Source organism: Micromonospora sp. NPDC049089 (assembly GCF_040648775.1).
GTDB lineage: Bacteria > Actinomycetota > Actinomycetes > Mycobacteriales > Micromonosporaceae > Micromonospora.
Map to the genome: position 1 here is coordinate 22,184 of NZ_JBEZEH010000058.1, position 9,797 is coordinate 31,980.

The following is a 9,797-nucleotide window of genomic DNA, read 5'->3' on the forward strand; positions in this document are numbered from 1 at the left end:
TCGACGGGTCGCCCGGAGTCGCACTGGTGGACTAACCTGGATGCCGCTGACGGTTGTCAACCAGAACGACGGGGATGTTGCCATGGCCGGGCGTACGGAAGTCGACCTGTTGTCCCTTGAGGACTTCCACGAGCACCTGGCGTCGCGGTTGAGCCAGGCCGAGTCGGTGCTGCGCAAGCTCAACACCGAGATGCAGTGCCGTCCTCCGGCCCTGGGCTCGTTCTTCGACGCCACCGACAAGGCGCGTCGCTACAGCGAGGTCCACCAGTCCTATGTCGACCAGGCCGAACGGATCCGGCAGGCGGTGCTGGCGGCACAGCAGGCGACGAGCACGATCCTGAACAACTACCGCACCGCCGAGGCGCGTAACGCGGCAAACGCCGACGATGTCACCGCCGCGCTGACCCCGGTCGACCGGGCGTTGCAGCCGAAGGAGGACGGGCGTGTCTGACTACACCCAGCGCTACCAGGGCAACAGTCACCAGCAGCTGTACGACGGCCTGATGGCGGGCAAGCCGGAGCAGATCGAGGGCGTGGCCACCCAGTGGGCCGAGCTCAAGGGCATCCTCGACGGTCTCGGCCGGGAGTTGAGCGGCGACCTCGACAAGCTCGCCAACACCTGGACGGGTTCGGCGGGTCAGGAGTTCCACCGGCGACTCAGCTTCATCGTCGCCCACACTGACGCGTTGGGCGAAGGGATGGCCGGCATCAGGCAGGGGTTGACCATGATGGCCGACCATCTGCGCGACGCCCACAAGCAGGCTGAGAGCCCGGAGGAGACCGACGACAACGACAAGGCGATCGGCGGTGCGATCAAGGGTGGCGCGGTCTTCGGTGTGACCGGTCTGATCGTCGGAGGCATCGCGGGTCACCAGCAGGACAAGGCAGAGCAGGAGAAGGCCCACCAGCGGATGGTGAACCTGGTGGCCGGCCTGGCCAACAGTTACGAGATCTCCGCCTACGACCGGGTGGTCGAACCGCCCCCACCGGACCCGGACACGCCGACCACCGCCCGGAAGGACCCGACGACGCCACAGAGCGTCTCGGCGATCGCCCGGGTGAGCGGCGGCCCCCACACCGGCGCCGACACCGGCCGCAAGGGTGACGCGACCATCTCGACGCCCGACCATGTCGCCCAACTGCCGGGCGACGGTTCGACGCCGGGCGAGGTCGGCGCGGTCACCGGCGGCGGGGCGGCTGTCGTCACCGTTCCGACCGGCGCTGGCAGCGACCTCCCAGGCGGCGGCACGTCCCTCGCCGGAGCCGACCCGCTTCTCGGCGGCGCGCTGCTCGGCGGGGGTGCCGCCGGGCTGGTCGGGCTGTCCGGGCCGGCCGGCGCGCCCACCGCGGCGAGCACCGGTCCCGGCCTGCTCTACGGGGCGCAGGGCGGGGCACCGGCCGGCGGGGTGTTGCGCAGCGGCGCGCTCGCCGGCTCGGGCAGCGCGGCCCCCACCTCGGCTCGACCGACCGGCGGTGGCGCGCCCCCGGCGGAGACCCGTGCCGCCAACGGGGTCGGGCGCAGCATCGACGGCCAGCGTGGTGGGAGCGGCGGCCGTCCGGCCATGACCGGTGGCAACGCCCGGCCGGGGTCCGGCGGCGGTCGTCCCGGTGTGCTCGGCGGGCAGGGGCGTGCGCAGGACGACGACTCCGACGAGCGGCTGACCTGGCTGACCGAGGACGAGATGGTGTGGCAGGGCGACGACAAAGCCGCGCCCCCGGTGCTCGGCACCGGCGACTGACCACGGCCCACCGCCGGCCGGCACGCACCACCGGCGGTGCGCCCCCGACGATTGACGATGCCCCCGATCGGACCCGATCCGGTCGGGGGCGTTGCCGTTTCCGGGCCCTGATCGGCGGTGTCCACAGTGCGCATGGTGGTGGCGGTCACGCCCGCGCCGCCCATCGCCGTGCTGCGGTTGGCCGGAACGGGCGATAGGTTGGTCAGGTGTCGTCAGCAGCGTCCGTCCGCCCAGCCAGGTGGGCTGTGCTGCGGTCACTGCGGGAACTGACCCGCCTGGCGGTCACCGCGCTCGTCCTCGCGGTCGGCCTCGGTGCCGCTCTCGCCGCGACCCCACCGCCCACCCCCACGCCGCTGCGGCCCAGCGCCGTGAGCAGCCGGGTGGCGAGTGTCAGCCCCGACGCCGGCCCGGCCGACGAGCGAGCCGGCCAGCCCGCTGAAGCCCCGCCGGCTGGCACGCTCGACACCGCCACGGCGACCGCTCCGGTCGCGGCGGGCCCGGTGCACGTCCCGGCCGCCGATCCCGGCCGTGGCTCTCCCGCACGACGCGGCCCACCCACCCGCTGAGCCAGGCCCGGCGATCCCCGGGGCCCGATCCCGGCTGATCCTCCCGCACGGCACCTGAGTTCGCCGTCCACGGGATCATCCCGCCACCGGGCCGACCGGTGCTGCCGCGCCTTCCTGCCGCCCGTCGATACCCGCCTTCGACCGCGAGGTGCTGTTACATGCAAACCATCCTCTCCGCCGTCCTGCCCGACCTCTCCCGGGCCGCCGTCATCTGGCTGAGCCTGCTCGGGGTGGTAGCCGTCGCTGTCTCCGCTCTCCTGCTGCGACCCGGCCGGCTCCGCTTCGACCCGGGTTCCCGGATCCGGCGCGCCGCAATGCCGAGCCAACTTGAGCAGGCCCAGGAGGAGCGGGAGCAGAGCCGTTACGCGCAGGAGGTCGCGGTGGCCGCCGAGCGGGCGACCACCACCGTGCAGCGCCGCCGGACGGAGTGGGTTGCCGCGCAGGAGGCGGTCGAGGCGGCCTGGCTGGTGTACGAGGCGGCCGAGGCTGGCGTACGGCGGTTGGACGCGGCGGCCGCCATGCCGCTGCCGCACACCGCACGGACCCCCGCCGAGTACGCGGACCGCGAGCGCTACCTGCACCGGGCGGCGCTGGATGCGTACTGGCGGCGGGACCTGTCGGTGGAGCAGCTCAGCGACGTCTTCGCGCACCGCGACGGCTGGGACCCGCGACTGCACCCGGTCGAGCAGGAGCTGGTGCTCCAGCGGGCGATCCGGGACAACCTGGCGGCCCGGCACGCCGCAGCCCGCGAGCGGGAGCAGAGCGCGTGGCGGGCGGCGGAGCTGGCGGTTGCCGCGGCTCGCAGTCTGCGCGAGGAGGCGCACGCCGCGAGCGGGCGACGGGTCGCCGAGTCCGCGTCGGTGCTGCCGCTGAGCGAGGTTGCCCGGCCGGTGGGCGCGCAGCCTCGGGAGAACGTCGAGCAGACCCGGGAGAACAAGGTGACCGCTCGCGGCCGTGCGACGGTGCCCGCGTTCTGAGCCGCGCGGGCTCGGGTGGGTTAGCGTGACGGCATGTCCCGACAGGCGTGGGTCCTCGTGGTGATCGCCAGCATCCTGGCGCTCGCCACACTGGTCGGTGCCGTGGTGCTGGCGGTGCGGGTGGTGCGTACCCGGCGGATGCTGACCGGGCTGGGCGCGGGCGGCAAGGTCGCCTTCTACGGGGCGCTGATCTACACGGTCTTCCCGGTCGACGTGCTGCCGGACCCGATCTACCTGGATGACATGGGGGTCCTGGCCGCCGCGCTGATCTACCTGACCCGGCTGGTGCACCAACGTCGGGCGGCAGGCCGCCAGCTGCCCGGTCAGCCGGACGCCCCGCCGGATCGGGGCCAGGTGCGCCGCCGCGTGCCATGATCGGGGTCGGTTCGGCGGACAGGGGACGGGCATGGCGGGCGATCATCGGTTGGACGTGCACGATGAGCGGGTTGTCGCCTTCTGCGCCGAACGACACCTGGCGACGCTGACCACCCTGCGGGCGGACGGTACCCCGCACGTCGTACCGGTCGGGGTGACGCTTGACCCGGCGGCCGGCCTGGCCCGGGTCATCACCTCCGGCGCCTCCCGCAAAGCCCGTCAGGTGGCGGCTGCCGGCGCGGCTGGCGCGGCGGTGGCCGTGTGCCACGTGGATGGCCGCCGCTGGTTGACCATCGAGGGCCGCGCGGTGCTGCGGTCGGATCCGGCCGCGGTGGCGGAGGCGGAGCGGCGGTACGCCGAGCGGTATCGGACACCACGCCCGAATCCGGAGCGGGTGGTCATCGAGATCACCGTGACCAGGTTGTTGGGCAGCCTCTGAGCTGACCGTCTGTCCCCGATGACCGGTTCGGGTCGGGCCGGGACGTCGTGCGGGTCCCGGTGCCCTCAGCCGGCGGAATTCTCCGTGGAGGAGAGCCGTTACGCCCTCGGTACGCCCAGGGCCGAGACCACAGCTGGTCGGCCCCCGTGTTGCGCCGAGCGCCATTCCCGGTGCTGCCGCCCTCCGCTTGTCGGAGCCGACAACCCCCGAACGGAGACTCGACCATGAACCCGATCGTCCAGAAGAGCGGCCTGTCCGTCGTCGGCCTGCTCGTCGCCGGCGGCTGCGCCCTCGGCCCGGCGGTGGCCGCGCAGGCCGCGCCGGCACCCGCCGCTCCGGCTTCGTCGAGCCAGACCGACAGGCACTCCGAGCGGGTCCTTGGCGTCGACTACCAGGCCCAGCCGAACTTCTACTACTGCGGCCCGGCCGCGACCAGGATCGCGTTGTCCGCCCAGGGCAAGGCGCTCTCGCAGGACGAGGTGGCCCGGCTGCTCGGCACCACCGAGGCGGGCACCCCCTCGGCCCTGGACACCACCCGGGTGCTCAACGAACTGACCGGCGGCAAGTACCGGACCACCGAGATCCGTGATTCGGTGGCCCGCCCCGACCAGGTCGAGCAGTTGCGCCGTGACGTGCTGGCCGCGGTGGACGCCGGCCGCCCGGTGGTGGCCAACATCAAGGGCACGACAGTGGACACCGACGGCAACCCGCACTCGTACGAGGGTGGCCACTACCTGACCCTCGTCGGCTACCGCGACGGTGGTGACACGATCCGGGTCGCCGACCCGGCCGACCCGGCGTTGGGCGAGTACTGGATGAGCCTGCCGAAGGTCGCCAACTGGATCGCCGAACGCGGCTACTCCTCCTGATCCAGACGCTTCACCGGGCCGGCCTCTCCCGTGCGGGGAGGCCGGCCCGTCCGTTGTCACGGCGGTTGGCGAGGTGCGCGCGTCGGCGGGCTCGGGCGGCTCGCGTCGGTGGGGCCCGGTGCAGTTGTCGGCGGAGTGGCGGGTGGATCTCGGCCTCGCCGGCTCCGGCCGCCCGGCGCACGATCCGGTTGGCGTCCTCGGGTTCGGAACCCGCTGCCCGGAGCAGGTCGCTGGCCGCGGTACGCAGCCCGGTGACGAGGGATTCGCCGAACGACTTGACCCCGGTCGCCGATGCCCGCCCGGCCAACTCGGCGCACTGCTCGACCAGTCGACGGGTGCGCTGGGTGTCGTCGCCGACCTTGCACTCCGCACGCATCTCCGCCACCGCCTGACCCAGTCGGCCCATCGCGTCCGGCAGCTCCGGTGGGATCGGCTCGTCGTACTGCAAGGCAGTGGTTGACCAGCGGGCCATGGCGCGAGTGTCCAGCAGTAACCGCTCCAGGTGGCCCGCGCTGCGGGCGTAACGGTGGTACTGCTGCCGGCGGTGCCAGCGCACCGGGGCGATCGTCACCACTTCCTCGGCGCCGCTGAGCGCATCGTGCAACCGGCCCAGGTCGTCCTCGGTGCTGCGAAGCCGGTCGAGAACGCCCATGGTCCGGGCGACGTCGCGCTCGCGCATCGCCTGCGCCAGCTCGTCGAGTTGCTCGCAGAGGATCGCGAAGATCGGTGCCGCGGCGCGGTCCAGCACCCGCATCGGGTTGATCGGCAACAACAGCGCGACCACCACCAGGCCGACCGCCCCACCGACGAGCGCGTCGAAGATGCGGGGCACCTCCAGGCCGCGTTGCATCGGGGCCAGCGTGGCGATCAGCACGGCGGTACCGCCGGCCTGGCCGACGAGCGGACCGCCCTTACCGGCCACCAGCAACGCGCTGGCGATGGCCAACGCGACCACCACGCCGGTCTGCCACGGTCCCGAGCCGAGCAGGAATCGCAGCGTGTCGCCGATGATGATGCCCAGGGCCACGCCGCCCAACAGTTCGAAGGTCCGGCGGGCCCGCTGCCCGATGGCGGTGGCGATCGTACCGACGGCGGCGGCGGGTGCGAAGACGTGCGATCCCTGGCCGAGCAGATTCTTGGCGAGCAGGGCGGCGATGGCCGCGGCCAGCCCGGCCTGGATGGAGATCACCAGAGTGACCTCCCACTGCCGGGCCCGGATCCGGCCGGCCTGCCCGCCACGGTGCCGCACCCGCCGGACCGTCCGCTCGGCGGTCTCATCGAACCGCGACTGATCGCGGTCGGCGGGTGGGCGTTCGTCGGCCATGGCGGCGGTTACCCCGGCGGCGGCACGGCAATCGTGACGGCCGGGCACCACCCGCCACCGCAGGTACCAGAGACACCGTCGTACGCATCGTCAACCGTGGGTTTGTGCAGCCCCGTGGGGGTACCAGAGCCACACACCTCCCACCGATCCGCAACCGGTAAGGGGCCGTGACAATGACCAATCCACCGAACAGCGACGACCACGACGCCGTCGACATCCTGATCTCCGATCATCGTGCGATCGAGGCGGTCCTCGTCGAGTTGGCGACCCGGCAGGGCACTGCCGAGCACCGCCGACACCTCGCCGACGTGGTGATCGCCGAACTCGTCCGCCACTCGGTGGCCGAGGAGGCGTACGTGTATCCGATCGCCCGAGAGGTGCTGCCCGACGGCAACGAGATCGCCGATCGGGAGATCGCGGAGCACGCCGACGCCGAGCGGACCATGAAGGAGCTGGAGTCGGCCGACCCGTCCGACCCCCGCTTCGACGAACTGCTCGCCCACCTGACCAGCACCGTCCGACACCACGTGGCGGAAGAGGAGAAGGAGCTCTTTCCGAGGCTGCGCGCGGCGACAGCCCGGGAGGAGCTGGTCGAGATCGCCGCCCGGGTGACGGTGATCAAGGAGATCGGGCCGACCCGGCCGCACCCGGGGAGCCCTGAGCACCCACCGGCGAAGAAGCTGCTCGCCCCCGGCATCGGCCTGGTCGACCGGTTGCGTGACGCGTTGAGCGGCCGGCCGACCACGATGGACGAGCTACGCGACAAGCGCTGATCCGCATCGTCCGGACCCGGCACTCCCGGGTCGCCGAGGCTCGGCGGCCCGGGAGAAGCGCGGCGGGTCAGCGGACCTGATCGCCCTCGCCGGTGCGGGCCTGGGCCTGGTCGACGCCCTTGTCGATCTGATCGCCGTACTTGCCGCCGGTGCGCTTGTCGGCCATGTCGCCGGCCTTCTCCGCACCCTGGTCGACCTGCTTGTCATGCTTGTCCGCGAAGTCCTTGGCCTTGTCCATGAAGTCACCCATGGCGTCCCTCCTCAGTCTGGTCCGTCCCCTTCGCGTTCCCTCGGCCGGACCACCCAAACGCCGCCGCTCCGGACGTGATTGGCGAACACCCACCGGCGTCACTCCGGCCGACGTACGATCCGCGCGGGCAACGGCCAGCGATTCGGGTGTCGGGGCACGACCGACCGGGTACCGACCTCGTCGACATCGAGGAGGACCGACATGGCCGCAGAGGTACCCGGACCGACAGGCGGCCCCGGGCCGCGCCAGACCTGGGCGGCGCTGCCGTGGCTGGTCCGGACCGCTGTGTTGTGGAGTGCCTGCCTGGTGGTGATCGCCGCGGGGCTCTACCTGCTCGGCCGGATCGCCGTCCTGTTGGCGCCCCTGGCCATCGCGCTGGCCGCCACCATCTTCCTCACCGCGCTGCTGGATCCGGTCCTGCTGCTGCTGCGCCGGTTGCGCCTGCCGGCGGCGCTGGCCGCGCTCTGCACCGTACTGCTGCTGCTCGGCATCCTGGTCGGCGTCGGCGCCCTGGTGTGGAACCTGACCGCCAGCCAGTTCGATCAGCTCAGCCAGGAGTTGACGCAGGGGGTCGAACGCAGCCGGGACTTCGTGACGTCCACCCTGCCGGTCAGCGAGGCACAGCTGGACCGGCTGGTCGACCAGGCCCGGGAAGGGCTCAGCGGCAGCTCACCCGACCCGGTGGCCGGCGCCCGGACCGCCACCGAGGTGTTCGGCTCCGCGCTGCTGGCTCTGGTGCTGCTCTTCTTCCTGCTCAAGGACGGCCGGTCCATGTGGCACTGGGTGCTGTCCCGGGCGTCCGGCCCGAACCAACCAGTGCTGGCCGAGGCCGGCCGCAACGGTTGGCAGACGTTGGGCGCGTACAGCCGGGGCACGATGTTCATCGCCGCGATCGACGCGCTGGGCATCGGGCTGGCTCTCGTGGTGCTGCGGGTGCCACTCGCCCTGCCGCTGGCGTTGATCACGTTCCTCGGCGGTTTCGTGCCGATCATCGGGGCGACGGTGGCCGGCGCGGTGGCGGTGCTGGTGGCGCTGGCAGCCAACGGGCCGACCACAGCGCTGCTCACCCTCGCGGCGGTGATCGCCGTGCAGCAGATCGAGGGCAACCTGCTGGAGCCGCTGGTCATGAAGCGGCAGGTCCGACTGCATCCGGCGGTGATCCTGGTGGCGGTCACCGCTGGCACGCTGATCGCGGGCATCGCTGGCGCCTTCGTCAGCGTCCCGATCACCGCCGTCCTCTGGCGCGTCATCGACACCGTCCAACAGCGCCGCTCGACCTCGGCTCTGCTGCCCTCGGAGTGATCATCACCGACCGAGGTGCGTGGTGAACCAGGTGCCAGCCTGATCGGCGACCTGCTCAAGGGTGCCGGGCTCCTCGAAGAGATGGGTGGCGCCGGGGATGACCCGCAACTCGCCGATCTCCCCCAACTCGGCCAGCGCCCGCTCGTTGAGCGTGATCACCTCTTCGTCGAGCCCGCCGACCAGGAGCAACGTCGGGGTACGCACCTGGGCCAGCGCGTTCCCGGCCAGGTCCGGCCGACCACCCCGGCTGACCACTGCGGCCACCCGATCGGCGCGGGACGACGCCGCGACCAGGGCAGCGGCAGCACCCGTGCTGGCCCCGAACAGGCCAATCGGCGCATCGCCGGCAGGACGCTCGACGGCCAGCCAGTCGACGATCCCGGCCAGCCGGCTGGCCAGCAGCCCGATGTCGAAGCGCAGTTCGGCCGTTCGCGCGTCCACCTCGTCCTCGGCCGGGGTGAGCAGGTCCGCCAGCACCGTGCCGAGCCCACTGTCGTTCAGCGTCCGGGCCACCGCCACGTTGCGCGGGCTGTGCCGGGAACTGCCGCTGCCATGCGCGAACAGCACCACGCCGACCGGCTGGGCGGGCAGCGTCAGGTCGGCGGGGAGTTGAGCGTCCCCGACCGGGATGGTCACGCTGCGCTGCTCGTCCATGCCCCACCTCCGCGTGCTCGCCGGTGTCCCGGGTACCCCGCCCGCCGCCGGGCACGCACGCCGCGACGGCGTTCACCCGGGGCCGTGCGCCCGCCGCCGGGCCGCGTTTGTCGACTGGGGCCCCGGGTACGCGACGAGCGACCGCAGACCGTGTCGGCGCAGCCGCGCCCCGACGGATCGCGAGGATCGCCATGGCCAAGCAGCAGATTTCCCGGCAGCAGCAGCTGACCGAGCGAGCCCAGCGTGAACAGGACGCCGAGCGCAACCAGGACGTCGGGGACCAGGATTTCGGCGACCAGGCCGCTTCGGCCCGGCTCCCCGACGACCCGAAGGCGGCGGCGCCCCGGGACGCGATCGGGCGTCCGTCGACCGGCGAGCCGGTCTGATCCACCTAAGCCGGCGAGCCGGTTCGATCAAACTGGGCCGGCGAGCCGGTCAACAGCGCGGGCGGGGGGGGGGGGGGGTGGTACCCCCCCCGCCCCGACTCTAAGTAAGGGGGAAGCACAACACACCGGTCTCGGCCCGGCGC

The 9,797-nt window shown here is 72.6% G+C and carries 13 protein-coding genes; 10 read left to right on the forward strand and 3 right to left on the reverse strand.

Annotation, left to right across the window (positions count from 1 at the left end):
* The first annotated feature begins 40 nt into the window (after positions 1-40).
* The 7 genes from AB0B48_RS12835 (at position 41) to AB0B48_RS12865 (ending at position 4,965) form a co-directional block, all read left to right on the forward strand.
* The gene (locus AB0B48_RS12835; RefSeq protein ID WP_355004994.1) at positions 41-451 is read left to right on the forward strand and encodes a hypothetical protein; all 411 of its coding nucleotides are present in this window, start codon (positions 41-43) and stop codon (positions 449-451) included.
* Positions 444-1,739 carry a WXG100 family type VII secretion target gene (locus AB0B48_RS12840; RefSeq protein ID WP_357200021.1) on the forward strand — a complete coding sequence of 432 codons (1,296 nt, stop codon included), beginning with the start codon at positions 444-446 and terminating at the stop codon, positions 1,737-1,739. Before AB0B48_RS12835 ends, AB0B48_RS12840 begins: the two co-directional genes overlap by 8 nt.
* 245 nt (positions 1,740-1,984) lie before the next feature.
* Positions 1,985-2,305, forward strand: a complete 321-nt coding sequence (locus AB0B48_RS12845) for a hypothetical protein (protein ID WP_357200024.1) — start codon at positions 1,985-1,987, stop codon at positions 2,303-2,305.
* 158 nt (positions 2,306-2,463) lie between these two features.
* Positions 2,464-3,282: a hypothetical protein gene (locus tag AB0B48_RS12850; protein ID WP_357200027.1), complete on the forward strand. Its 819-nt coding sequence runs from the start codon at positions 2,464-2,466 to the stop codon at positions 3,280-3,282.
* 33 nt (positions 3,283-3,315) lie between these two features.
* On the forward strand, positions 3,316-3,657 hold the full coding sequence (locus AB0B48_RS12855; RefSeq protein ID WP_357200030.1) for a YkvA family protein: 342 nt from the start codon (positions 3,316-3,318) through the stop codon (positions 3,655-3,657).
* A gap of 31 nt (positions 3,658-3,688) precedes the next feature.
* Positions 3,689-4,096, forward strand: coding sequence for a TIGR03618 family F420-dependent PPOX class oxidoreductase (locus AB0B48_RS12860; protein ID WP_357200033.1), 408 nt, complete (start codon positions 3,689-3,691; stop codon positions 4,094-4,096).
* A 224-nt stretch (positions 4,097-4,320) separates the two neighbouring features.
* Positions 4,321-4,965 (forward strand): C39 family peptidase, encoded by a 645-nt coding sequence (locus tag AB0B48_RS12865; RefSeq protein ID WP_357200037.1) that lies wholly within the window; start codon positions 4,321-4,323, stop codon positions 4,963-4,965.
* A 10-nt stretch (positions 4,966-4,975) separates the two neighbouring features.
* Here AB0B48_RS12865 and AB0B48_RS12870 read toward each other — a convergent pair whose 3' ends face one another.
* Positions 4,976-6,289: an FUSC family protein gene (locus AB0B48_RS12870; protein WP_357200040.1), complete on the reverse strand. Its 1,314-nt coding sequence runs from the start codon at positions 6,287-6,289 to the stop codon at positions 4,976-4,978.
* 173 nt (positions 6,290-6,462) lie between these two features.
* On the opposite strand from AB0B48_RS12870, the gene AB0B48_RS12875 reads away from it, so the two are divergent.
* A complete protein-coding gene (locus tag AB0B48_RS12875) occupies positions 6,463-7,062 on the forward strand; it encodes a hemerythrin domain-containing protein (protein ID WP_357200043.1) in 600 nt (199 codons plus the stop codon).
* A gap of 67 nt (positions 7,063-7,129) precedes the next feature.
* Here AB0B48_RS12875 and AB0B48_RS12880 read toward each other — a convergent pair whose 3' ends face one another.
* Positions 7,130-7,312 (reverse strand): antitoxin, encoded by a 183-nt coding sequence (locus AB0B48_RS12880; RefSeq protein ID WP_091395189.1) that lies wholly within the window; start codon positions 7,310-7,312, stop codon positions 7,130-7,132.
* A gap of 201 nt (positions 7,313-7,513) precedes the next feature.
* Here AB0B48_RS12880 and AB0B48_RS12885 point away from each other — a divergent pair, with 201 nt between their 5' ends.
* Complete coding sequence (locus AB0B48_RS12885) at positions 7,514-8,614, forward strand: AI-2E family transporter (RefSeq protein ID WP_357200046.1); 1,101 nt, start codon at positions 7,514-7,516, stop codon at positions 8,612-8,614.
* Positions 8,615-8,617: 3 nt separating this feature from the next.
* Here AB0B48_RS12885 and AB0B48_RS12890 read toward each other — a convergent pair whose 3' ends face one another.
* On the reverse strand, positions 8,618-9,268 hold the full coding sequence (locus AB0B48_RS12890) for an alpha/beta fold hydrolase (RefSeq protein WP_357200049.1): 651 nt from the start codon (positions 9,266-9,268) through the stop codon (positions 8,618-8,620).
* 191 nt (positions 9,269-9,459) lie between these two features.
* On the opposite strand from AB0B48_RS12890, the gene AB0B48_RS12895 reads away from it, so the two are divergent.
* A complete protein-coding gene (locus tag AB0B48_RS12895) occupies positions 9,460-9,654 on the forward strand; it encodes a hypothetical protein (protein WP_355004984.1) in 195 nt (64 codons plus the stop codon).
* Positions 9,655-9,797 lie beyond the last annotated feature (143 nt).

Coding starts and splice junctions, on each gene's coding strand:
- AB0B48_RS12835 (WP_355004994.1), top strand. CDS start 41: ATGCCGCTGACGGTTGTCAACCAGAACGACGGGGATGTTGCCATGGCC.
- AB0B48_RS12850 (WP_357200027.1), top strand. CDS start 2,464: ATGCAAACCATCCTCTCCGCCGTCCTGCCCGACCTCTCCCGGGCCGCC.
- AB0B48_RS12855 (WP_357200030.1), top strand. CDS start 3,316: ATGTCCCGACAGGCGTGGGTCCTCGTGGTGATCGCCAGCATCCTGGCG.
- AB0B48_RS12860 (WP_357200033.1), top strand. CDS start 3,689: ATGGCGGGCGATCATCGGTTGGACGTGCACGATGAGCGGGTTGTCGCC.
- AB0B48_RS12865 (WP_357200037.1), top strand. CDS start 4,321: ATGAACCCGATCGTCCAGAAGAGCGGCCTGTCCGTCGTCGGCCTGCTC.
- AB0B48_RS12870 (WP_357200040.1), bottom strand. CDS start 6,289: ATGGCCGACGAACGCCCACCCGCCGACCGCGATCAGTCGCGGTTCGAT.
- AB0B48_RS12875 (WP_357200043.1), top strand. CDS start 6,463: ATGACCAATCCACCGAACAGCGACGACCACGACGCCGTCGACATCCTG.
- AB0B48_RS12880 (WP_091395189.1), bottom strand. CDS start 7,312: ATGGGTGACTTCATGGACAAGGCCAAGGACTTCGCGGACAAGCATGAC.
- AB0B48_RS12885 (WP_357200046.1), top strand. CDS start 7,514: ATGGCCGCAGAGGTACCCGGACCGACAGGCGGCCCCGGGCCGCGCCAG.
- AB0B48_RS12890 (WP_357200049.1), bottom strand. CDS start 9,268: ATGGACGAGCAGCGCAGCGTGACCATCCCGGTCGGGGACGCTCAACTC.
- AB0B48_RS12895 (WP_355004984.1), top strand. CDS start 9,460: ATGGCCAAGCAGCAGATTTCCCGGCAGCAGCAGCTGACCGAGCGAGCC.